We start from the raw sequence: 21,570 nt of genomic DNA on the forward strand, positions 1-21,570 counted from the left end.
AGGGTGACTAAACAGTGCTCTTTGCGAATTTCTTATAAATTTTTAAATCTATTTTTATTAATTGTCCTAGTGTATTAAAACAAATTAAATAATAACTTTTATTTATCAATTGAAGAAAAACTAATCATTATTTTTTATCTAACTTTTCCTTTATGGTGATTTCATTGCATAGAAGGAAGCAAGGTTATGATCACCCAGCATGATATAAATCAAAAACAATATCAAAATAAGTCCCTCGACTATTTGAATAGCCAAGCTCATTCTGAAGGAATTGAATTTAATAAATTTATTAATGAAATTCGGAAAATTGAAAAGGCTGTCGTTCTTGATTTAGGCTGTGGTGGAGGCCATGTCTCTTATAATGTTGCTCCGCATGCAGACCTTGTTTTTGCTTACGATTTATCTCATGAAATGTTAGATACTGTGTCTAAGGCTGCCAGCCAACGCAAATTAAAAAACATCTTTGTTCAGCAGGGTATTGCTGAAGATATGCCTTTTAGTGACCAGCAGTTTGATGTAGTGATTAGCCGATATTCTGCCCATCACTGGCAGCATGTTCCGAGTGCAATGAAAGAGGTCAACCGCGTTCTTAAGCCTGACGGCATTGTCATTTTTGTAGATATTATTAGTTCTAGCTCGCCGATATTAGATACGTTTTTACAGACGATCGAAACTATTCGAGACCCGAGTCATGTAAGAAACTATAGTGTGAAAGAGTGGGTTTATTTTATCGAAGATGCGGGCTTTGATTTGGTTGGCTTAGATAAACAAACGCTCTCGTTAGACTTTGACAGTTGGGTACAGCGTATGAAAACCCCGGAAGATCAAATTAAAACTTTGCGCTATTTGCAGGAAGGTTCATCTGACCTCGTTAAGAAGTATTTCAAAATTCAAAATGACGGTAGCTTTGAAAGCCATGTGGGTTATTTTGTCTTTAAGAAATTAGGGTTTTAAGTGGTGTAATGAATAGGGGTTTTAGTAGATAAGAAATGAATTAAATATCACTAAAACTCTTTTCTTGAATAGCTTGGATTATATTAAAGATAGGTATAAACCAAATCTAATATCATTTATTTGATAAAACGTAATCACACAATTTTTATAAGGTGATTAAATATTCAAAAGAGAAAGAGATTTATTTAATTTTCTTTTTATTAATAGACACTTATAAGTAATTATTATTTAATACGCCCGCAACATTACCACTAATACTTTTAATAACTTGTCGGGGAAATAATGCGTAATATTTTAGTAACGGTTTTCACTTTATTGGTAGGAACATCAATTCATGCTAGTCAAGAACCTAAAAGCCTTCTAGGGCAAACACACTGCGAGAAAGCAGTGGAACTACATGGTTTTTTAAGCCGCGCTCAACTTGATTGTAACTATCACTATTATTCAGAAGAGTTAAAGGATGCTGCAGCAAAATGTACTAAACATGAGCTAGGCGATAAATACGGTAGAGAAGTCATGAAATTTGGTATGAAGCAATTTGAAGAGCGCAAGAAAGAAGATACAAAAGGTCAATTATGTAGTAGGGTTTTAAAAGAGTTTCCAAAATATATTAAAAAATAAAATAAGGTTTTAAAAACCTCTTCTAGCAAGCCGATAAAATGAATTTAATTATTCATTTTATCGGTGTATCACCGTATATAATTTACCAGTTGAACCAGAAAACAAGCCTTAAGAAGCTGCCCAATACCACATTGACACTTAAAATCTCTTTTAAATGAATAGAACTGAAGAACTAATAGAGATATATTTTAAAAGGTATATTCATTTTTTAATACTAAAAGAGCTATTAGAAGGGCGTAAAATTATGACTATAAAGGAAGTTGCAAGTCCAATTGATCTAAGAAAAGCGGCTGATGCTTTAGAGTGGGCTGAAGAAGTAAATGTGAAACGCCCTTGGAGATATGAATTTTTTAGTATGTATGTGGCTGAGATTAAGTCACTTAATCTCAAAAAAACTAAGATTCTTGAGATAGGTGCTGGTCCTGGTTATCTGGCAAAAATTCTATTAGAAAATATAGAGTCTCTGGAATATACAGCTTTAGATTTTTCTGAAGCTATGCATGAGTTGTCCAGAAAAAACTTAGGATCATTTGCGAGTAAAGCCAACTACTTAACTGCCAATTTTAAAGATTCTGGTTGGTACAACGTATGCCAACACGAAACTTTCGATGTGGTCATCATTCACCAAGCTTTACATGAGTTAAGGCATAAAGATTTTGCTAAAGAGTTTCATATCGAAGTTAGAAATCATCTCTTAAATACAAATTCTTTATATATAGTGACGGACCATATAGTCAAAAATGAAGAAGGTATGAAAAATAAAGACTTATATATGACTATTGATGAGCATATAAATACATTTTCTTTAGCTGGTTTTAAGAGTGTTGAATTATTAAAAGAAAAGAATGCATTATGTTCTTTCAAAGTTTCTTAAGCTGCTTTCAATAATTATTCTATTTTATAAACCAAAGCTTCTGTATTGGATTAATAAATCCTTTTACTAAAATTATTTTAAAGCTTTATTTCTAGCCAATATCACATTGACACCTAAAACCCCTCCGATTATGCTTTGCCTGCTGGCCTACATTGCCAGTCAGCTTTTGACAGAGCTGGTACAAAAGGCGCACAACAACGTTTCGTTTTGTGCGTTCTCTTAAGTCACGCCTTTATGGTGAGGCTAGGAGGGGCACGCTTGCGTGCGCTGGTTTCCTTTTGTACCAGTCTGTCAACCCTTCTAGTCTTGCCACCATTATTTGACAGTAATTGGTAAGACTCTTCTAAATCAAAAGGAGTCCGCTCATGCGTACTAATTCGTCTCATTTATTGGTCTTTGCCAAACTCTCTCTATCTATACCGCCCAACTGGTCTTTAAGACGGTTTAACCGACTCTAGGTTTTTTACAACCTTAGCTCGTTACGACTAAAAAATCATAGCAACAATAAAACCTGAGATAGCTTAGGGCACATTTTTGTGCTGCTTTTGCATGCCTGTTTTTAGCACTCATTTTAAGAGTGACGGCATTTCTATCTTATTAACATACAACAAAAAACTATTTTAAGCGGTATTTCTATGCCAAATTTAGAATCTTCATTTAGAGTGCTACGAGTGCTTCACGCAGCTAAAGACTTATTTAATCAATATGGTTTTCATCAGGTCGGTGTCGACCGAATTATTGCGGAGGCCAAAGTCGCCAAAGCTACTTTCTATAACGACTTCCACTCAAAAGCACGACTCATCGAGATGTGTCTCACTTTTCAAAAGGACGCACTAAAAGACAAAGTGTTTTCAATTTCTAATTCATACAAAGAGCAAATGGTGCTTGATAAACTCAAGGAGATTTATTTTCTACATGCCGACTTAAATGGCTTTTATCATTTGCCATTTAAGGCAATTTTTGAAATTGAAAAGCTTTATCCTGTTGCCTATAAAATCGTGGTTGATTATCGAAATTGGTTAATTAGCGAAATATATAAACTGCTTTTGACCTTAAAAATGACGGCTTCAATCCAAGACGCTTACATGTTTTTATTTATGATTGATGGGGCAATGGTTCAGCTTTTAGGTGAAAATGGCGTAGATGAAAGCGCACGACTGTTGGATTATTTCTTTTTAAACTTTGTCTAATTGCTAGAACTTAATTAAGAAAAAGCCTCCAATGAAGGAGGCTTTTTCTTTGAAAGAATAAGCGTTTAGCTTAATGTTGCAGGTTGTGTAGGCTGCTGTGCCATTTGCTCAAAATATTGAACCGCAGGTGAACGAGCCATATAAGCCAAAGCTTGTTCAGTGTCACCTTCATGGATTGGATTAAATTTTGGAGAAACCCATCGTAAGGTCGCTTTCCACAAATATTTAATGGTCGGAAGGTTGTCTGACTGCGTTGCCGTTTTTTCAAATTCACGAATGAAATTAAAGAAGCCACGACGCATCAATTTTTGAATATCTTTATGCTCTAAATCCTGTTTGCCTAGGCTACGAGCAAAATCAGCAAGGAAAAAAATGAACAATGGGAAAACAGCGGCCATAATGACTTGGCGCGACACATAAAAACCCAATTTGTTTGTTAATAGGTGCTCAAATAAATTGTAGGCAACACAGCGATGTTCAACTTCTTCAGCCAGATGCCAACGGAATAAATCAGCCATTGCAGGGTCGGCGTTATCCCAAGACTTGCTGTCGAGTGTCCACTGTCCAATGGTTCCAGTAAAGTGCTCAATTGCGGCAATAACACCTACTCGAAAAAGTAACCAATATTCTTCAAGTTTCTCGCCTTTTACAAGTGGTAGACCAAAGGGTTTATCACCCAATAAAATGTTAAAAACAAAATGGGCACGGTTGAGCGGGTCTTGAATGTCGTAGCCATTTTCACGTAGAAAATCTTGAGCTTTTTCATGGGCACGTGCATGCGCCGCTTCTTGACGAACAAAGCCAATTACTTCTTGTTTTAATGTTTGATCGGTAATGAAGGGAAGGGTTTTATTAAACACGCGGCAAAACCAAAATTCACCAGCCGGCAAAAGCATATTAATACCATTTGCTACGTGTGAGCATAGCGGATCATTCGGCATCCAACATACAGATGACTCTGCAAAATCAAAATATACTTTTCGAGCTTTAAGCTGGTGGTTCCCTGTGATCATCTACGTCACCCTATTCATAATTGTTAATTTAATGTGAATGGACAATTTTTAGCATTAAGTAAAATCGATCACCATGTGAGTAAAGGACAAAAACATCCAACAACAGGCTTATAGAGATAAAAAAGGTCTAAATTAGAAGTTTGATCAATAAAAAAGGCTCCCGTACTAAAAGGAGCCTTCATTTTTTGTCAGTTAAGCTTTAAAGTTTTTAAGCCTATTTATTTTTTAAGCTGAAACTCTTTATTATAAAGTTCACGGTAATTCACTTATCGTGCTTAAAAGTCTAGATTGCTTGCCACTGATCTTTAACTTCTTCTGAATTTTTATTGAGTATGACTTGGTTTTCTTTGACTTCCCCAATCCATCCAGTAGGAATAAGGTGATGTTGGCCGCTTTCGTCTCGAGTCAGCTTTAATTGATTTTCACCATCGAGATGGTCAACTGTTCCTACTTTAGTACCACATGAAGCAATAACATCTGCGTGTTTTTTAATATCATTAATATTTAAAGTATTCATTTTGGACCTCTTCTTTACAAATAGAAAAACGGTAGAAACTAAGTTACTTGAAATAATCGGCTAAATGTTGGGTTTTTAATAATCCTTACATGACGGGTTTATAAGTTCACCTAATAAGTGCATTTGAATAACAATGAAATAATTAGATATAAATCTAATAATATTTATCTTTTTATTACAATTTATGTGTTTATTTAAACAGTTGGGTTCAGATAGGGTTAATTTAATACTTGTAAATAATTAATCGTAATGAATAGCAAAATACCTATAAACATGACGATATTGAGTATGTTGAGTGAATTTGAATATGCGTTAGCTGAAGATAAAAGTAAGCAGCGTCTAAATTTACTCTATCACTTGGTAAAATCAGCAGCGAACTTACCTTATCCTGCCTCTGGACAAACTTATCAACGTTGGCAGCTTTTTGCTCAGATTGCAGGTTTTGATTTAAGTCTAGCTAAATTGTTTGAATCACATTGTGATGCTCTAAGTATTTTAAACGAATTAGGTTACCAAGCTGAAATAGATAATCAGATTTGGGCGGTTTGGGCAGCAGACGGTGGACCAGCGCCTTTGCAAATAAAAGATAATCTTTGTAAGGGCATAAAACCTTGGTGCTCTGGGGCGGAATTTATTCAAAAAGCTTTAATAAGTTATAAAGATAACGAAGGCCAATCACAGCTTTGTATTGTTGATTTAAATCATTCATCAATTAGTACCGATTTAAGCCAATGGCATGCAGTAGGGATGCACGCTACGCAGACAGCCAGAGTCATTTTTGAAAATACGCCAGTTAAACCCATCGGTCAGCCTAACGCTTATTTAGAGCGTCCGGGGTTTTGGCATGGCGCTGCTGGGGTGGCGGCTTGTTGGTATGGTGCCGCCGTTCGTTTAGCGGTTTTTTTGCAACAGAGTTGTCAGGTAAATCCAAGTGCATTTAAAAAAATGTATTTAGGTGAATTAACTCAGCAGTTAGAAATCACTAAACAATATTTTCAATATGTCTCGGCTCTGATTGATAAGCAGTCCATGTTAAGTCATGAGCGAGAAGTGCGTATATTACGTGCGCAAACGGAGCAATGTTGTCAGAAAGCCATTGAACTGGTCGGAAAAGCATTAGGCGCTAGCCCTTTTTGTGAGCAATCTACTTTTGCAAATTTGATGGCTGATTTGCCTGTATTTATTCGGCAAAGTCATGCGGCTTTTGATTATGAGCAGATTGCGGAGCTTTGTTTGCCGGAGGAAAGTTTATGGGAACTTTAAATCATCCTCTTGTAGAAGACCGTATGATTTCGGGCGAAGGAACACCGAAGGAGAAATGGCTACAGGCATTTGAAGAGCATCCCTTAGATTCTCTTAATCTTGAGTCATTGCACTTTAAAAGAGTGGTGATTGTAGCTCCACATCCAGATGATGAAATTCTGGGTTGTGGGGGATTAATGCAGCAACTCATGGCGCAGAATTGCAAAATTATTATTTTAGCAGTCAGTAATGGAACACAAAGTCATCCTGATTCTAATAAATATAGTCCAGATGAGCTCAATATTCTTCGACCACAAGAAAGTTTGGCTGCTTTGAAGTGTTTAGGTGTTTCAGAAGCTGTCGAGAGAATTGAACTCAATTTATTAGATGGGCAGATACATTGCCAGACTACACAACTTTGGCAGGGCTTAAGCAGAATAGTTCAAGCAGAGGATATCCTCATTTGTAGCTATGCATTTGATGGTCACCCAGACCATGAAGCCGTGGGGAAAATAGTACAAGCTTTTGCAGAAGATCGGCAGTTAGTGTGTTTACACGTCTTAATCTGGGCGTGGCATTGGGCTATGCCTTTAGATCCGAGAATTGATTGGCATCGAGCAAAAGCTTATAAGCTGACAGAAGAACAATTAGCAAAAAAACATGAAGCAATATTGCAGTTTAAAACCCAAATTGAAGTAGATCAAAGCACGGGAAAGGCTGCAATTTTATCTCCAAATACAATTAGCCGTTTATTAATGCCTTATGAGGTTTATCTGAGTGATTCATTCTCGCGTCTATTTTGAGGAGTTGTATCGTAATAATAATGATCCATGGGGCTATGATTATCATTGGTATGAAGCTCGCAAAAGACAAATTTGTCTTGCATTATTAACACGACCACACTATCAAAAAGTTTTAGAAGTCGGCTGTTCAAATGGGCATTTGAGTGTTCATTTAGCTCAACGGGCTGCCCAGCTTTTGTGCCTAGACGTTTCTGATTATGCTGTTCAACTTGCCTCTCAACGCTTGCAGGCATTTGAACATGTGGTTGTTGAAAATAGAAAAATACCAGAAGAGTATTTAGTTCAAAAGTTCGATCTGATTCTTATTAGTGAAGTGGCCTATTATTTGTCCGAAGCCGAATTACATCAGTTTATAGAAAAATTAAAGCATAGTTTAAATGTCGATGGGGAAATTCTTTGCTGCCACTGGCGCCATGAAATTAAAGACTTTGAATTAAATGCTCAACAAGTACATCAAAGCTTTCAACAACATTTTCCATTTCATCATTATTTAAGTTTAAACGATCCAGATTTCATGGTTGATCTTTGGACAGTGAACTCATCGTCATTAGCACAGCAGGAAGAGCTAAGATGAAAATAGGCGTTGTCGTCCCAGCTCATAATGAAGAGCACTATTTATCAGCCTGTCTACACTCCATTCACGTTGCCAGAGAAAACGTGAGTAATTATCAAGTGGAAGTTGTTGTTGTACTTGATAATTGTACAGATCAATCATGGTCCGTGGTACAAAGCCATCAGGTTAATTGGATTGAGTGTCACTATGCTTGTGTTGGAAAGGCGAGAGATGTGGGTATTCGTCATTTAATTGAACGCGGAGTGACCTGGATTGCATGCACAGATGCAGATAGTGTAGTAAGTCCTGATTGGTTGCTATATCAAATTCAACATCAACCCACAGATGCAATTTGCGGTACGGTAAGTCTGGATGATTTAAGTCATTTATCCATGATCAAGCAGCAGAAATATTTAGCGCATTATCAAGATCAAATGAATCATCAGCATATTCATGGGGCAAACTTAAGTTTCAGTGCGGAGGTTTATCTTGAGGTGGGTGGTTTTGAGCCTATTTCGTGTCACGAAGATATTTCTTTAATTGAGAAATTTAAAAGAAAATCTAGGAGTATTACGTGGAGTAATTTAGTACGAGTGACAACAAGTAGCAGATTAAACGGACGCACTCCAGAGGGGCTATCGTACTTTTTAAACAATCTGTAAGAGGTCAAAGCATGATTTGATCTAATATAGAAATATTTTTTTTTAGATTTTTAGGGTCATACTTAATATTAATTATTTTACCTACTTTGTATTTGTTATGATCTTTCTTACGGATGATCACTTTTAGATTTTCAGTCTTTATCCATAAAATAAAAAATGTTATCGCCGTAAATAAATGGCGGTAGACCTGAATAACTCAGATGAGCGAAAAACAGGAATACAGTCAATGAAGCCAAGTATATAACCTACTTGTTGTATTTGTGACTACATATGTAAATAACTCTTATTATAAATTCACTTAACGCCTAAAATTCTCGAAAATAAAGTTTTAAGGGGTAGAAGATTGGATTTTTTAAGTTTTTTTCGTGAATTAAAAGTTGAATTAAGCCATTATCCATGGCTTGAGATGTTGGCTTCACTCACGATTTTGATTTTATTTGCAGCAATGGCAAATTTTATTGCTAAACGGATTATTGTTCGGGGCGTTCGGCACTTAATTACAAAACTCAAATCACCAAATCAATCTATTTTTGCTCAACATAGTGTCATAAAGAAATTTGCCAATATTGTGCCGGCCGTTGTCATTATGAACGGTATTGCAACCGTTCCACATCTAACGCAGAAGGTTATTTCTTTTGTAGAAATGGGGGCGCAGGCATTTATTTTTCTGACACTCGCGCTTACAGTCAGTGAGCTGTTAAATATCTTCAATCTTATTTATCAGCGGAATCCGAAATCTAGAAACAAGCCGATTAAAGGTTACTTACAACTTGTTAAATTAATTTTATTTGTCGTTTGTGGCCTGATGATTTTAGGGACATTTCTCAAAAAGGATGTGTTCACTTTACTTGCAGGTTTTGGTGCGATGGCAGCGGTATTAATGCTCGTTTTCCAAAATACCATTCTATCTTTGGTTGCCAGTGTGCAAATTGCATCTTATGACATGGTTCGTATTGGTGACTGGATTGAGATGCCTTCACTGAATGCAGATGGTGATGTAATTGATATTTCTTTACACACGGTGACTGTTCAAAATTTTGATAAAACGTACACCACTATTCCCACCAATAAGCTGGTTACCGATACTTTTAAAAACTGGCGAGGCATGAGTAATTCTGGCTGCCGTCGAATGAAACGTTCACTCTTTCTCGATCAAAGTAGTGTTCATTTTATGACTGATGAAGAACAACAAAAGCTCAAAGAATTTTTATTATTAGACCAATATCTTGATGCAAAGAATTCTGAAATTGAAGAGTTTAATAAGCAGTTAAGTAATCAGTCACGCTATAACAAACGCCGTTTAACCAACATCGGCACATTTAGAGCGTATGTTGAATTTTACTTGCGCCAGCATAAAGGTATTGCACAAAATCAAACAATTATGGTTCGCCAATTACAACCTACCAGCCAAGGTTTGCCTTTAGAAATTTATGCATTTAGCAATACAACCGCATGGGTTGCTTATGAAGCAATTCAGTCAGACATTTTTGATCATTTAATTGCGATTCTTCCTGAATTTGGTTTACGTGTTTACCAAGCACCTTCAGGTCATGATTTGCAAAGATTAACAGCAGAGATTAATCCAACTTAATTTTTGGTAGAGATGCTCACACTGAGCCTACTTCCATAAAAAGCTCCCATACGGGGGCTTTTTTTAATCTATGTTCTTGCCGCAGTTTTAAGCCTGATTATTTATTTTTCAAATGTGATTTGGGTTTTTGACTATTCTGACACCGGAATTGTCCTTTAAAGATATTAACAAGTTCCTTTTTAGAACTTAATGTGTATTTATCTTGAGGAAGAGAAAAAGAACATGTACCCAAACACATTCAAAGATATGGCTTCCAAAACTTTATGGCCTTTATTTCCACGTCGTGTCGCTTTTGAGTGGAATGAATCACCATTACACTGGATGCCACAATCTCCAATAGGAAGTCATGCTGTAAATCATTTCAGTTTTACGCTTGTGCGAGGAGAATACTTTTTCTGCCGTATTTTTAATAAGGCTTTGCCTTTTATAACCGATGAAAAATTAAAAAAAGATGTAGAAACTTTTATCCGCCAAGAAGCGATTCATGCTCAAGCACACAAAGAATCTGTTGAAAAATATATTCAGCGTTACGGAGTTGATATTGAAAAGCAGTATGAGCGCGTAATTGAACTATTTGATTATATGCTTGCAGATAAGCCTCTTGGAAAAGCGCTACCAAAGCGTATGCAAAAGCCTTGGTTATTGTTTCGTGTGGGCATTGTCGCTGCTGCTGAACATTACACCTGTGCATTAGGCCAATATGTTTTGACAAAAGCACATTGGGAAGAAAAAGGTTGTGACCCAGCAGTAAGTGATTTATTTACTTGGCACTGTGCAGAAGAAGTTGAACATAGAACAGTTGCTTTTGATTTATTTGAGCATTTAGGCGGTAGTTATACATTACGCGCTGCAATCATGAGTATTACGGCACCCATTTTTACTTATTTAATGGTTAAAGGCACGCAAGAGCTCGCAGCAGTAGATTGTAGCTTACCTAAATCTCAGCAAAGCTTAGGCCGTCTTGATTTTTGGCGACAATGGTTTAAAGCAAGCTCCCAGCAGTTGGTACCAAGTCCTATATGGTTTATGACGATCACTAAAAACTTTTTTAAACCTTCATATCATCCTTACTATGAAGGTTCAACCGAGCTTGCACTGGATTATATAAATCGTTCACCAGCGGTCAAACTTTATGAAGAAATACAAAAAGGATTGGTGAGTTAATATGAATACGGATATTGAAAAACAACAAAGGTATATTCAGTCAGCTGATGTCACTCTATCTATTTATGAATGGGGGCAGGCATCCGTAGGCCGTGAAACACTGGTCTTTATTCATGGTTATCCAGACGAGGCACAGATTTGGGATGACTTAGCTTCATTATTGAAATCAGATTTTCATATTGTGACTTACGATGTGCGAGGCACAGGTTTATCTGGAACTCCATTATCAGAAGCGGGTTATCACATGGATTATCTCGTTTCTGATATCAAAGAAGTGATTCAACAAACTAGTCCGCATCAACCCGTACATTTGATTGGCCATGATTTAGGTGCTCTTCAAGGTTGGGAAGCTATTTTGGATGATAGGTTAAAACCATATATCAAAAGTTATACGGCTTTAGCCCCAAGTATTGATCATGCAGGTATATGGTTTAAAGAAAACCTGAACAGTAAAGAGCCTGCGAAAAAGTTTGCGGCTATCAAGCGAATGATTTCTTCGAGTTACATGTTGTTTTTTAATATTCCAATTCTTCCAGAGTTAAGTTGGTATCTGGGGCTATCAAAAATATGGCCACAAGTGGTTTCTCAACTCGAAGGTAAGAAAGTTGCACCACATCCTAATCAACTTAAAAATGCCATACGTGGGTTAGGTTTCTATCGATTGAATTTATTTAAGCCATTAATCAACTCTAAAAAGCGTTATACCTCGGTACCTGTACATGTTTTATCAATGACCAAAGACCGCTTTGTGCCTCAACATATTGTAGATAAACAGGACAGATGGGTTAATTCATCTTTTACACGTACTGATATTCATGCGGGTCACTGGGGAATTGCTAGCCATCCTGATTTAATCGCAAAGCCTATTCGTAACTATATTCAAAAGCTCACTGCATAAAAATAAAGCTGGAGGTCTAAAATGAACAATGAATTAAAACTGGCGACACCATTTGTTTTAAAAGATAATTTTACGCTCAAGAATAGGCTGATTAAATCAGCTTTAAGTGAAGGGCTGGCGCATACAGATGGACGACCAAGTAAAGAGTTGATTCAACTATATCGAACTTGGTCGCAATCTGGAGTCGGGGTTTTGATTACTGGTAACGTAATGATTGACTCTAGAGCAATTGGCGAACCGGGCAATGTCATTATTGAAGACGAAAAAGATTTAGCCCTAATTCAAGAATGGGCAGAAGCTGCTAAATCGGGTGGTAGTGAAGTCTGGATGCAAATAAACCATCCCGGTAAACAAGCAATTCGAGGGTTAAATAAAGAAACTGTTTCGCCTTCAGCCGTGCCATTTGGCCCTAAAATGGCAGCCGTTTTTGCTACACCGCGCGAGCTGACTCATGACGAAATTCAAGACCTTATTCAACGCTACGCAAACACTGCCGAAATTGCCAAGAAAGCAGGGTTTACAGGTGTTCAGTTACATGGCGCACATGGTTATTTAATTAGTCAGTTCCTTTCTCCGCATCATAACCGCCGTACAGATCAGTGGGGCGGAAATATCAAAAATCGACGTAGGTTTGTTCTTGAGGTTTACAAGGAAATTCGCAATCGAGTCGGGCCCGACTATCCTGTAAGTATTAAATTGAACTCAGCCGATTTTCAAAGAGGCGGTTTTACCGAAGAAGAATCGCTGGCAACCATTCAAGCACTGGATGAGGTGGGAATCGACTTAATCGAGATTTCTGGCGGGACCTACGAAAAACCTATTATGCAGTTGGGAACTCCGAAAGAATCAACAATCTCTCGTGAAGCCTACTTTTTAGATTTTGCTAAAAAAGTTCGTGAACAAAGTAAAGTTTCACTTATGGTGACTGGAGGTTTTAGAAGTCTGCAAGGTATTGAAAGCGCATTATTAAATAATGATTTAGATTTTGTTGGCCTTGGCCGTATTTTTGCAATTGAACCGTTGGCATCAAAGCGTTTATTAAGTGGGCTTGAAACCATAAACCAAGTCAAACCTTTAACGACTGGATTTAAGTTTATTGATAATTTGGGGTCATTGGAAATTACTTGGTATACACGTCAAATGCATCGATTGGGGCGTGGGCGCTTACCAATTCCCGAGGAAAATGGACTTAAATCTTTTATTCTGGATATTAAAGATAAAGGGTTAGGCATTCTCAAAAATCGTCGGTTACGCGCGTCTTAAAATTATAAATTAACGTTTTATATCAATGAGGATATAAATTATGTCGGCAACTCATCAGATAAAAATATCTAGATTTAGTCTCGTTGCAAAGCTTATGGGAATTAGCTTTCTTCTATTTTTTGCAGGTGCAGCGCTTTTTATCTTTTTAAATATTCCTGCAACTTTACTTCAGTTTGAATGGGGTAAGTTTCTTGTTCGATTAGTTCGCTGGGGAGAGCTGCATGGTGGGGGTGAACATTACGAGTTGATGATCTCAGTCATCTATATTGTATGGGGCTGGTTTATACTAAAAGCGGCCAAAGACCCTCTAAAAAACTATCTATTTTTTGAATTTACCCTGTTTGCCAATATTGCTCATTTTGGTGCAATGCTTGTTATGGGGTTAGTAATGACACATGAAACTCCACATTTAATCGGAGATGTATTGTTGGGTTGGGTCATTCTCTTAATTTATATTTACTTCTGGTTACCTGTTAAAAAAATATATAAATCTGATATCAATCTAGTTTAATAAATCAGTTTGGGGCGGGGAGCGAGATTTGGCCTCGCCCCAACTATAGATTATCCTGCAAACCAAATGTTTTGATGATCACACATTGGGCTCAAATGTTTAATACGTAGGTTGTCTTGCTCAAAATTACCAAAACCCCCAACAATATCTAACTCATTACCTATGGCGATAAGTTTACCTTTATAACTTAAAGTGTCTTTTTCAGAATCCCACTGAGCAGTGTTTTCAGGAAAAATAATGAGGATATCGTTCACATAGAGGCATTCTTGTTTTAGCTGCAATATTCCTTTTAAGCGTGCTGATGCAAAAACGCCATTAGATTGATAAACAGGCAGTTTCACCGCACTCGTATTTTCGTTTGCCTCTTGCCGCTGACATCCCGCCAGAAGGGCAAATACAACTGCGAAAATCAATTTATTATTAATACCCAATTTTGTTCCTATACGGGGCTTATCTATTTCTAATAGTAACTGACTAACATTTCATATCAACATTTAGTTTGTCAGAGGAGATTTCATGAAGAATGACTTAAGGCGCGTAGCGTTCTCCACCAAAATAATAGCGCCAACAGACTAACACCTGCACCTAGAGCACACACACCAAGCCATCCTGCATAGGCGTAGGTAGCTGTTGTACTGATAGCACCTAGTCCACTGCCGATTGCATAAAATAGCATGTATAGCCCAACAAGCCGGCTATGAGCTTCGGGACGAGTACGAAAAATCATGCTCTGGTTGGTCACATGAAGAGCTTGTCCGCCCAAGTCTAGCAATACTATGCCAATTACCAGAGCCCAGAGTGAGTACGCCATGAGTGAAAGTGGCCCCCAAGCGATTAATAATATAACAAGTGCTGCCAAGCTTGTACGCTGAGCATATCCGCGGTCGGCCCACTGTCCAGCACGTGCAGCGGCCAGAGCGCCAACAACTCCGACAAGACCAAAAGACCCGATAATCGTATGTGAAAAACTATAAGGTGGCTTACTCAACGGTAATACTAGTGCACTCCAAAAAATATTGAATGCCGCGAACATGAGTAAAGCTAAGACACCGCGGACTTGAAGCACTTTTTCTTGGCGTAGTAGTTTTAGCATAGAGACTAGCAGATGCGGGTAGCGCATTGAAACGGGCTGAACATTTAAACGAGGGAGACGTTTCCAAAGTGGTAAAGCAATTACCAGCATGATTACAGCTGCACAAAAGTAAACGCCACGCCAACCCGCTACATCGCTAATTCCTCCTGAAAACACTCGGGCAAGCAGTAAACCAATGAATACACCACTTTGTGCGGTCCCGACCACATGTCCTTGCTCATGTGGGGCAGCAGCACTCGCAGCATAAGCAATAAGCCCTTGTGTCATGGCTGTGCCGAGTAAACCCACAGCAAGCATTCCTGCCAAAAGAACAACCGTAGAATGAGCAAAAGCAACTACTAGCAATGCAGATATCAATGCTACGAGTTGAATAGCCATTAAACGACGCCGATTTACAAGATCACCCAACGGCACTAGAAAGATTAGCGCCAGCGCACAACCAATTTGAGTGGCTGTAACTACACCACCGATGGCGGAATGACTAATGTTAAAGTCCCTAGCCAATATGTCGAGCAAAGGCTGGGCATAATAGACATTTGCTACGCTTGCACCACTTGCAATAGCAAACAGCAATATCAAGCTCTGAGACATCTCTATAACTTTTGCATTGTTCTGTCTTGCCGGCAATGCGGAGGTGTGAGAAGACTTCATAATTCTAAACTGGTTTTAAAATGAAACTAGTTGAATGTTAAGTCTACTAGTTTTAAAATGCAACTAGGTATCTTGTTCCTAATCACCCATAAGGAAATTTAATGGCGAACTCTACATCTTTAAAAGATGAGCCTTGTCCTGTTGCACGCTGTGTTAATCTCATCGGAGATCGGTGGTCACTGCTTATTGTGCGTGATGCTTTTGATGGAATGCGCCGTTTTGGAGACTTCCAGCGAAGTCTGGGAGTTGCGCGAAATATTCTTTCTGATCGACTGAAAAAGCTGGTTGATGCAGGCGTGCTTGAAATGCAAGATGCTTCGGATGGTACGGCCTATCAAGAATATGTATTGACCGCTAAAGGGGAGAGTTTGTTTCCAGTTGTTGTGGCTCTAAGGCAATGGGGTGAACATAACCTATTTGAAAATGGTGAGCGTCATTCGCTGTTAATTGATAAAAACACAGGTCAGCAAATTCCATTCATGGCGCCAGTCAGAGCAGATGGAAAAGTGCTTAATGCTTCTGATACTCAAGTGCAAAAGGTGAAATGAAATTAATCGCGCCGTCTTATTTTTTTGCAAGTGTAAAAGCGGAGAAAAGAAAAAGTAACCTTTCTTAACTTAAATTTTGGAAGATTAGTTGTTAACCTTGCGCGTCAAATTAAGGTGAGACTATGAGATTTATATTCCTCTTTATCAGCGCAATTTCTATTCCATGTTATGCAGCGTCAGAAGCAATGCAACTTCATTACTGTGAAACTGTTAAAAAAGCAGCAAGTGGCGTGATGGATGCTAGACAACATGAGGTGCCAGCTAAAGAGTTACACGACATAGCCAATCATCTTGAAGAGCAACAAGCCAAACAAATTTATCAAGAGCTTATCAAATCTGCATATTCTTCAAAATTATTTGAAGACCCTCTCATTAAATCAAAAGCTGTCGAAAATTTTCAAACCACTTGGCATGAACAATGTTTAGCAAAAGAATTGGCTAATGATATTTGAGGGGGTAGTGGGGAATAGCTAGCTGGGGTTTGGAAAATAGGTTTTTGATTCTTACTTACCTCTTAGTTATAAAAAGCCCTCGGAATTTCAGAGGGCTTTTTGTTGTGTATAAGTTAAGGTCAAATTATTTAACTATGTAAGATTAAGAAATTGGCAAGTTCATACTCTTCTGCAGTTAAAGGTGTTGATTCAAGGTTAATTTCTTCAAAGTTTCCTTTAATGCTGTCAATAAAGTTATTTTGCACTGCCGCAATAATTAACTGTACATCGTCAGGTGTATTACTAATTAAAATATTAAGCATATTATGATAATTATCAGAATCAATATCTTGTTGTCGTGGAGAGTCAATAATAAATGAAGGAGTAGATAACTCAGCATGAGAGTAGATGGAATTAAGGATAGTAAGCCTTTTCGCTAACACTGGCTAAGCGCGGTAAAGAAGGAGAGAAAGTATTAGTGCGAGTACTTAATATAATGCAGGGCCAATGTTACATTGAAATCTGTGAACGAAATTCTACCCAAGAGCAATTCTTTTATGGTTGGATCGCTAACCGCGTTTCACTATGAAGGTTCTGGTTTTACTGTGCATTCTGCTTTCAGGATGCACAGCTCATACGATATCTACAAAAGTGCATGTCACTGTTTGTGTGCAGTGTGTGAATTAAAGTCTTTAGGAGAACGCTTTTTTATAGATGTGCGAATAAGTTAAATTGGTTCAAATTTTCTTTAAATATATTTAATTTTAGCTTTAGTATCTATAAGTTAATATAACGAGCTTTATTGTTATTTTCGTAAAAATAAAAAATAAAAATTGTTTTTAAGTTAATGTTTTTTAAAATTATATATATTTTATATTTACATTAATAAGATTGGATACAGATGCATGATTCATTATTAAATTTATATCATCTACTTTAAATAAGCTATTTACCCTTTGCGAAGAATATTCAACGAGCGGTATAAGTATGGTTAATTGAAATAATGAATAAATAAACCCAACCTTGAATTTACAAGTAGGGATATAGAATGGAAATGTGAAAAAGCTACCCATAAGTGGAAATACTCATGAATTAAGTTAAAGGATATTGGTATGAAAGCTATTTTAACGAAGAAAATTATTAGCTGTATCGCAATTAGTGGTGTTTTAAGTTTCAGTGCATTTGAGATTATGGCAGCGAATCAACAAACTATAAATGATGGGAAGAATCACTCTAAAATATTAAATGAAAACCATGAAAATTTGACTGATAGTCAAATTTTCATGATATTAAGTACAGCTAATAATGGTGAAATTAAGCAGGCAAAAACTGCATTGCCAAAACTAAAAATGGATGAAGCTAAGAAATATGCTGAAATGATGATTAAAGAACATTCAGCCAATGAAAAAAATGCACAAGCGTTGGCAAGTCGGTTACAGTTGATTTCACAAACCAGTAATCTTAGTAAATCATTGCAAAATGATAGTGATAAAATTGTTAGTAAGCTTAATCAAATAACATCAGATACTGATAAAAATTATATGATGAGTCAAGTTAAAGTTCACCGTAAAGTTTTGATGATAATTGATAAGCAGTTAATACCAAACACGAAAAGTTCTGAATTAAAAAATATGCTCCTACAAACACGTGATGCTGTTGCGAAACACCTAAAAGCAGCTGAAGATACATTTAAAAAGATGAAGTAATATATAATTATTATCTTTTAAAAATACATTTAAAAAGCCTAGTATTAATTAACTAGGCTTTTTAAATTGTTTATAAATAAAATCATAATTTCTTATTGGTCAGGGTAAAGCTGGAATATTATCGGCAATGTTTATTCTAGCGAAATATAACGATTGTGAGATGAAGCATGATGTAATTGTGAAGACTCTCTGGACAAGAATTTTTATAAATGAGAAATACTTTTTATTAATTAATAACATCTCCTCACTTAATTAGGACACTAATAAAACACAACTAACCGAAACGTAAATTATACTAATAATTATTCAGCATATTCCAAAAATCCTTTTTATGTTCTAGCTCTTTTAAAAGACACTAGATTTTAAAATATAGGGAGTAAGAAAATGGTAAATACAAAACAATCAATTTCAGATGGTAATCATACGATTCAAAAAGAGCCATCTTCCAATAGTAATGTATTAAATAGCAAACCAATCCAAGATACTTCATCCACAAATGATAATGCTCGTCCAGATTTAAACTCACCACCGACCAATAACAATCATATACCTGATATGAATGAAGGGGGAGAAAATTTGGCAGCTGTAAGTGCAGGAACCTTGGGAGGAGCGGCTATAGGTGCTGCATTCGGTGTTGTTGGGGGTCCTCCAGGTGCTGTTGTTGGGGGGATTATTGGGGGTGTGGTAGGAGGAATAGCAGGTAATGATATAGCTCAAACAAATAATCAAAAACATGATAGTAATTACTGGCAAGAAGAAGATAATTATTGGCGAGAAAACTATAAAAAAATGCCATATTATACTGAAAACAAGAATCTAGAATATGATCGTGATTATCGGGCGGCTTATCGTTTAGGTTATGAAAATCGTGTACCTAATAATGCAGAAATTAATTTTTCCGATGTTGAATCTAAATTGAAAACTAAATGGGAACAAGTTAAAGGCAGTTCACGTTTACAGTGGGAGGAAGCTAAATTTGCTGTAGAAGATGGATTGAAAAAAATTCATCCTTAATTCATTTAATACTTAGAAAGTCTCCTCAATGGGGGAGACTTTGCGATAATATACTTTTAAGCCAATTTTTAATTTCAATATCAATAAAAACTTAATGATGGGTTTAATCATAAAATATTAATTATATTTTCATTATTCTTTTTTCTTTAGGCATTTAAGCATTTGAACAATTAAGCGGGCACTCTTCATTTTTCTGCCTTCTTCTTGATAGTACTGTTCAAAAAGGGCATAGAAGGAGATATGGATTTTTTCAGACTCAGGATTAGCCTGTTAAGATTATAATTCTAATAATTTTTTAGCGGCCCATTGTTCACACTCACTCGCAGTATCTCGAGTAGCTGTATAACGTTTGCCTAAATAACGGACAGTGATGCGCCACGCGTCCCCGCGCTTAACCGGCTTTTTCATAATAACACTCCAAATTTCATGGTACTGCAATGGAAATATAAAGCGTTTTTTAATGCGAATTTTGAATTGACCAATAGACAATAAAAAAACCACCTAATCCTTTCGAATTAAGTGGTTTTTAAATTTTGGAGCGGGAAACGAGACTCGAACTCGCGACCCCAACCTTGGCAAGGTTATGCTCTACCAACTGAGCTATTCCCGCAATGTGAGCACATTATAGAGTGTTTCACTAAAGTGTCAACACTCTTGTGATTTAATTGAACATTTAATCAGCACGGCGCCAAACTGTACCTTGACGCGTATCTTCTAATACAACACCTTGGTCGAGTAAAGACTGACGAATACCGTCTGCTTTAGCAAAATCTTTTGCTTTTTTCGCATCAACGCGTTGTTGAATGAAATCTTCAATTTCGGCATCAGACAAAGCAAGCGCTTCTTGTCCAATATCTGATTTTAAGAAAGCATCTACATCGTGTTGTACCAAACCTAAAATGTTGGTGAGGTGACGTAACGTTGAATAAAGCACAGTTGCTTGGTCAGCTTGCTCTTCTTTTACAGCACGGTTCAATTCTTTGTTAAGTTCAAACAATACAGCCATAGCTTCGGCAGTGTTGAAGTCATCACACATCGCATTGTTAAAGCGTTCAATAAAGTTTTGATCAAGCGTTTCAGTTGTCGTTTGACCATACACTTGTTGATAAGCTTTAAATGAATGATAGAAGCGAGTTAAAGAAGTTTTTGCTTCTTTCAATGCCACATCAGAGAAGTTCACAGGACTACGATAGTGTGAAGACACAATAAAGTAGCGAATCACTTCAGGGTGGAATTTCTCCATCACATCACGAATGGTAAAGAAGTTGCCTAAAGACTTAGACATCTTTTCGCCATCAACGTTAATGAAGCCAACATGCATCCAGTAGTTTACATATTGCTCACCAGTTGACGCTTCGCTTTGCGCAATTTCATTTTCATGGTGTGGGAACATTAAATCTGAACCGCCACCATGAATATCAAAGTGATTGCCTAGGCAGCAAGTCGACATTGCAGAACATTCAATGTGCCAACCCGGACGGCCATTGCCCCAAGGTGACGCCCACGATGGTTCATTTTCTTTGGCATGTTTCCAAAGTACAAAGTCAAACGGATGTTTCTTTTCAACTTCTACGTCGACACGGTCACTTGCGCCAGCTTGCATATCATCAAGCTTGCGTCCAGAGAGACGACCATATTTCTCAAATTTGGTGACTTCAAAATAAACATCGCCATTTGAAGCAGGGTAAGCAGAACCTTTATTGACCAGATTGCCAATCATATTTTGCATCTGATCAATATATTCAGTCGCTTTAGGTGCTTCATCAGGTGCGGCACAGCCTAAATTGGCTGCATCTTCATTCATTGCATCAATGAAACGAGTGGTGAGCTGCTGAATGGTTTCACCATTTTCATTCGCACGCTTAATGATTTTGTCGTCAATGTCGGTAATGTTACGAATATAACGAACACTCCAGCCTTGACTACGTAAGAAACGTATAATGTAGTCAAATGCAACCATAACTCGAGCATGCCCGATATGACAGTAATCGTAAACGGTCATTCCGCAGACGTACATATCGATGTGACCTTCTTTGCGAGGTACAAATTCAACTTTTTTTCGTTGCTCAGAGTTATATAAAACAAACGGTTGCATAAGGGTTTTCAAACACTCAACAAAAACAGTGTTACATCATAACTGATGCATCATTTTTCACAAAGTTTTATGCAAGAATTTTATAAGCTTGTGAAATCTTATACATTTAAAAACGTGTATATGATTGAGTTATGTTAGAATGCCCCCAAATCTTTTGATTAAAATCACCGATCTTC

24 protein-coding genes, 1 tRNA gene and 2 pseudogenes are annotated in these 21,570 nt (G+C 37.1%); 18 read left to right on the forward strand and 9 right to left on the reverse strand.

Annotated features, from left to right (window positions below; translation table 11 throughout):
* Positions 1-186: 186 nt before the first annotated feature.
* From KTH84_RS09825 to KTH84_RS09840, 4 genes are all read left to right on the forward strand, one after another.
* Complete coding sequence (locus tag KTH84_RS09825) at positions 187-954, forward strand: class I SAM-dependent methyltransferase (protein ID WP_202742898.1); 768 nt, start codon at positions 187-189, stop codon at positions 952-954.
* A gap of 282 nt (positions 955-1,236) precedes the next feature.
* Positions 1,237-1,575 carry a hypothetical protein gene (locus tag KTH84_RS09830; RefSeq protein WP_262472994.1) on the forward strand — a complete coding sequence of 113 codons (339 nt, stop codon included), beginning with the start codon at positions 1,237-1,239 and terminating at the stop codon, positions 1,573-1,575.
* Positions 1,576-1,819: 244 nt separating this feature from the next.
* On the forward strand, positions 1,820-2,449 hold the full coding sequence (locus KTH84_RS09835) for a class I SAM-dependent methyltransferase (RefSeq protein WP_262473028.1): 630 nt from the start codon (positions 1,820-1,822) through the stop codon (positions 2,447-2,449).
* 635 nt (positions 2,450-3,084) lie between these two features.
* Entirely contained in the window at positions 3,085-3,639 is a 555-nt protein-coding gene (locus KTH84_RS09840) for a TetR/AcrR family transcriptional regulator (RefSeq protein WP_262472995.1), read from the forward strand.
* 65 nt (positions 3,640-3,704) lie between these two features.
* Here the strand turns inward: KTH84_RS09840 and KTH84_RS09845 are convergent, their stop codons facing one another.
* Together KTH84_RS09845 and KTH84_RS09855 are read right to left on the reverse strand one after the other, a co-directional pair.
* Positions 3,705-4,652, reverse strand: coding sequence for a metal-dependent hydrolase (locus KTH84_RS09845; RefSeq protein ID WP_262472996.1), 948 nt, complete (start codon positions 4,650-4,652; stop codon positions 3,705-3,707).
* A gap of 283 nt (positions 4,653-4,935) precedes the next feature.
* Positions 4,936-5,169, reverse strand: coding sequence for a DUF2171 domain-containing protein (locus KTH84_RS09855; RefSeq protein WP_042897977.1), 234 nt, complete (start codon positions 5,167-5,169; stop codon positions 4,936-4,938).
* Between the two features lie 249 nt (positions 5,170-5,418).
* Here KTH84_RS09855 and KTH84_RS09860 point away from each other — a divergent pair, with 249 nt between their 5' ends.
* Genes KTH84_RS09860 through KTH84_RS09875 form a run of 4 tightly spaced genes read left to right on the forward strand, consistent with a single transcriptional unit; the run spans position 5,419 to position 8,429 of the window.
* Positions 5,419-6,432: an acyl-CoA/acyl-ACP dehydrogenase gene (locus KTH84_RS09860; protein WP_202742902.1), complete on the forward strand. Its 1,014-nt coding sequence runs from the start codon at positions 5,419-5,421 to the stop codon at positions 6,430-6,432.
* A complete protein-coding gene (locus KTH84_RS09865) occupies positions 6,420-7,214 on the forward strand; it encodes a PIG-L deacetylase family protein (RefSeq protein ID WP_133974456.1) in 795 nt (264 codons plus the stop codon). The genes KTH84_RS09860 and KTH84_RS09865 overlap by 13 nt, the downstream gene beginning before the upstream one ends.
* Entirely contained in the window at positions 7,189-7,788 is a 600-nt protein-coding gene (locus tag KTH84_RS09870; protein WP_133974453.1) for a class I SAM-dependent methyltransferase, read from the forward strand. Before KTH84_RS09865 ends, KTH84_RS09870 begins: the two co-directional genes overlap by 26 nt.
* On the forward strand, positions 7,785-8,429 hold the full coding sequence (locus KTH84_RS09875) for a glycosyltransferase (protein ID WP_262472997.1): 645 nt from the start codon (positions 7,785-7,787) through the stop codon (positions 8,427-8,429). Before KTH84_RS09870 ends, KTH84_RS09875 begins: the two co-directional genes overlap by 4 nt.
* Positions 8,430-8,433: 4 nt before the next feature.
* Here KTH84_RS09875 and KTH84_RS19010 read toward each other — a convergent pair.
* A pseudogene (locus KTH84_RS19010) lies at positions 8,434-8,565 on the reverse strand (hypothetical protein); the annotation flags it as partial.
* Positions 8,566-8,772: 207 nt separating this feature from the next.
* Here KTH84_RS19010 and KTH84_RS09880 point away from each other — a divergent pair.
* The 5 genes from KTH84_RS09880 (at position 8,773) to KTH84_RS09900 (ending at position 13,856) form a co-directional block, all read left to right on the forward strand.
* A complete protein-coding gene (locus KTH84_RS09880; protein WP_262472998.1) occupies positions 8,773-10,020 on the forward strand; it encodes a mechanosensitive ion channel family protein in 1,248 nt (415 codons plus the stop codon).
* Positions 10,021-10,242: 222 nt separating this feature from the next.
* The gene (locus tag KTH84_RS09885) at positions 10,243-11,184 is read left to right on the forward strand and encodes a metal-dependent hydrolase (RefSeq protein WP_262472999.1); all 942 of its coding nucleotides are present in this window, start codon (positions 10,243-10,245) and stop codon (positions 11,182-11,184) included.
* 1 nt (position 11,185) lies between these two features.
* Complete coding sequence (locus KTH84_RS09890; protein WP_262473000.1) at positions 11,186-12,082, forward strand: alpha/beta fold hydrolase; 897 nt, start codon at positions 11,186-11,188, stop codon at positions 12,080-12,082.
* A gap of 21 nt (positions 12,083-12,103) precedes the next feature.
* Positions 12,104-13,345 (forward strand): NADH:flavin oxidoreductase/NADH oxidase family protein, encoded by a 1,242-nt coding sequence (locus KTH84_RS09895; protein WP_262473001.1) that lies wholly within the window; start codon positions 12,104-12,106, stop codon positions 13,343-13,345.
* 40 nt (positions 13,346-13,385) lie between these two features.
* Positions 13,386-13,856: a DUF6632 domain-containing protein gene (locus KTH84_RS09900; RefSeq protein ID WP_262473002.1), complete on the forward strand. Its 471-nt coding sequence runs from the start codon at positions 13,386-13,388 to the stop codon at positions 13,854-13,856.
* Between the two features lie 50 nt (positions 13,857-13,906).
* Here the strand turns inward: KTH84_RS09900 and KTH84_RS09905 are convergent, their stop codons facing one another.
* Both KTH84_RS09905 and KTH84_RS09910 read right to left on the reverse strand, forming a co-directional pair.
* Positions 13,907-14,299 (reverse strand): hypothetical protein, encoded by a 393-nt coding sequence (locus KTH84_RS09905; RefSeq protein WP_410374402.1) that lies wholly within the window; start codon positions 14,297-14,299, stop codon positions 13,907-13,909.
* A gap of 71 nt (positions 14,300-14,370) precedes the next feature.
* Positions 14,371-15,540, reverse strand: coding sequence for an MFS transporter (locus KTH84_RS09910; protein ID WP_410374401.1), 1,170 nt, complete (start codon positions 15,538-15,540; stop codon positions 14,371-14,373).
* Between the two features lie 161 nt (positions 15,541-15,701).
* On the opposite strand from KTH84_RS09910, the gene KTH84_RS09915 reads away from it, so the two are divergent.
* Together KTH84_RS09915 and KTH84_RS09920 are read left to right on the forward strand one after the other, a co-directional pair.
* Entirely contained in the window at positions 15,702-16,148 is a 447-nt protein-coding gene (locus KTH84_RS09915; protein WP_262473004.1) for a winged helix-turn-helix transcriptional regulator, read from the forward strand.
* Positions 16,149-16,270: 122 nt separating this feature from the next.
* The gene (locus KTH84_RS09920) at positions 16,271-16,600 is read left to right on the forward strand and encodes a hypothetical protein (protein WP_171459068.1); all 330 of its coding nucleotides are present in this window, start codon (positions 16,271-16,273) and stop codon (positions 16,598-16,600) included.
* Between the two features lie 128 nt (positions 16,601-16,728).
* On the opposite strand, the gene KTH84_RS09925 is transcribed toward KTH84_RS09920, so the two are convergent.
* Positions 16,729-16,902, reverse strand: a complete 174-nt coding sequence (locus tag KTH84_RS09925; RefSeq protein ID WP_227549200.1) for a hypothetical protein — start codon at positions 16,900-16,902, stop codon at positions 16,729-16,731.
* Positions 16,903-17,006: 104 nt separating this feature from the next.
* Between KTH84_RS09925 and KTH84_RS09930 the strand changes: the two are divergent.
* The 3 genes and pseudogenes from KTH84_RS09930 to KTH84_RS09940 form a co-directional block, all read left to right on the forward strand.
* Positions 17,007-17,168 (forward strand): annotated as a pseudogene (locus KTH84_RS09930) (putative peptidoglycan-binding domain-containing protein); the annotation flags it as partial.
* A 523-nt stretch (positions 17,169-17,691) separates the two neighbouring features.
* Positions 17,692-18,285, forward strand: a complete 594-nt coding sequence (locus KTH84_RS09935) for a DUF4142 domain-containing protein (RefSeq protein ID WP_262473005.1) — start codon at positions 17,692-17,694, stop codon at positions 18,283-18,285.
* A gap of 384 nt (positions 18,286-18,669) precedes the next feature.
* A complete protein-coding gene (locus KTH84_RS09940) occupies positions 18,670-19,299 on the forward strand; it encodes a hypothetical protein (protein ID WP_262473006.1) in 630 nt (209 codons plus the stop codon).
* Positions 19,300-19,575: 276 nt separating this feature from the next.
* Here KTH84_RS09940 and KTH84_RS19015 read toward each other — a convergent pair whose 3' ends face one another.
* The 3 genes from KTH84_RS19015 to cysS all read right to left on the reverse strand — a co-directional run bounded on the left by KTH84_RS19015 (position 19,576) and on the right by cysS (position 21,394).
* Positions 19,576-19,707, reverse strand: a complete 132-nt coding sequence (locus KTH84_RS19015) for an integrase (RefSeq protein WP_316249454.1) — start codon at positions 19,705-19,707, stop codon at positions 19,576-19,578.
* A gap of 126 nt (positions 19,708-19,833) precedes the next feature.
* Positions 19,834-19,909, reverse strand: a tRNA-Gly gene (locus tag KTH84_RS09950).
* A 63-nt stretch (positions 19,910-19,972) separates the two neighbouring features.
* Positions 19,973-21,394 (reverse strand): cysteine--tRNA ligase, encoded by a 1,422-nt coding sequence (cysS, locus tag KTH84_RS09955; RefSeq protein ID WP_262473008.1) that lies wholly within the window; start codon positions 21,392-21,394, stop codon positions 19,973-19,975.
* Between the last annotated feature and the right edge of the window lie 176 nt (positions 21,395-21,570).

The sequence above is a fragment of the Acinetobacter sp. WU_MDCI_Abxb74 genome, assembly GCF_025513915.1.
GTDB classification, from domain to species: domain Bacteria; phylum Pseudomonadota; class Gammaproteobacteria; order Pseudomonadales; family Moraxellaceae; genus Acinetobacter; species Acinetobacter calcoaceticus_C.

Bases quoted from the DNA above. Each gene is read 5' to 3' on its own strand.
- KTH84_RS09885 (WP_262472999.1), top strand. From the start codon at position 10,243: ATGTACCCAAACACATTCAAAGATATGGCTTCCAAAACTTTATGGCCT.
- KTH84_RS09825 (WP_202742898.1), top strand. From the start codon at position 187: ATGATCACCCAGCATGATATAAATCAAAAACAATATCAAAATAAGTCC.
- KTH84_RS09835 (WP_262473028.1), top strand. From the start codon at position 1,820: ATGACTATAAAGGAAGTTGCAAGTCCAATTGATCTAAGAAAAGCGGCT.
- KTH84_RS09915 (WP_262473004.1), top strand. From the start codon at position 15,702: ATGGCGAACTCTACATCTTTAAAAGATGAGCCTTGTCCTGTTGCACGC.
- KTH84_RS09845 (WP_262472996.1), bottom strand. From the start codon at position 4,652: ATGATCACAGGGAACCACCAGCTTAAAGCTCGAAAAGTATATTTTGAT.
- KTH84_RS09920 (WP_171459068.1), top strand. From the start codon at position 16,271: ATGAGATTTATATTCCTCTTTATCAGCGCAATTTCTATTCCATGTTAT.
- KTH84_RS09910 (WP_410374401.1), bottom strand. From the start codon at position 15,540: ATGTCTCAGAGCTTGATATTGCTGTTTGCTATTGCAAGTGGTGCAAGC.
- KTH84_RS09840 (WP_262472995.1), top strand. From the start codon at position 3,085: ATGCCAAATTTAGAATCTTCATTTAGAGTGCTACGAGTGCTTCACGCA.
- cysS (WP_262473008.1), bottom strand. From the start codon at position 21,394: ATGCAACCGTTTGTTTTATATAACTCTGAGCAACGAAAAAAAGTTGAA.
- KTH84_RS09890 (WP_262473000.1), top strand. From the start codon at position 11,186: ATGAATACGGATATTGAAAAACAACAAAGGTATATTCAGTCAGCTGAT.
- KTH84_RS09865 (WP_133974456.1), top strand. From the start codon at position 6,420: ATGGGAACTTTAAATCATCCTCTTGTAGAAGACCGTATGATTTCGGGC.
- KTH84_RS09940 (WP_262473006.1), top strand. From the start codon at position 18,670: ATGGTAAATACAAAACAATCAATTTCAGATGGTAATCATACGATTCAA.
- KTH84_RS09830 (WP_262472994.1), top strand. From the start codon at position 1,237: ATGCGTAATATTTTAGTAACGGTTTTCACTTTATTGGTAGGAACATCA.
- KTH84_RS19015 (WP_316249454.1), bottom strand. From the start codon at position 19,707: ATGAAAAAGCCGGTTAAGCGCGGGGACGCGTGGCGCATCACTGTCCGT.
- KTH84_RS09900 (WP_262473002.1), top strand. From the start codon at position 13,386: ATGTCGGCAACTCATCAGATAAAAATATCTAGATTTAGTCTCGTTGCA.
- KTH84_RS09925 (WP_227549200.1), bottom strand. From the start codon at position 16,902: ATGCTTAATATTTTAATTAGTAATACACCTGACGATGTACAGTTAATT.
- KTH84_RS09935 (WP_262473005.1), top strand. From the start codon at position 17,692: ATGAAAGCTATTTTAACGAAGAAAATTATTAGCTGTATCGCAATTAGT.
- KTH84_RS09855 (WP_042897977.1), bottom strand. From the start codon at position 5,169: ATGAATACTTTAAATATTAATGATATTAAAAAACACGCAGATGTTATT.
- KTH84_RS09860 (WP_202742902.1), top strand. From the start codon at position 5,419: ATGAATAGCAAAATACCTATAAACATGACGATATTGAGTATGTTGAGT.
- KTH84_RS09875 (WP_262472997.1), top strand. From the start codon at position 7,785: ATGAAAATAGGCGTTGTCGTCCCAGCTCATAATGAAGAGCACTATTTA.
- KTH84_RS09895 (WP_262473001.1), top strand. From the start codon at position 12,104: ATGAACAATGAATTAAAACTGGCGACACCATTTGTTTTAAAAGATAAT.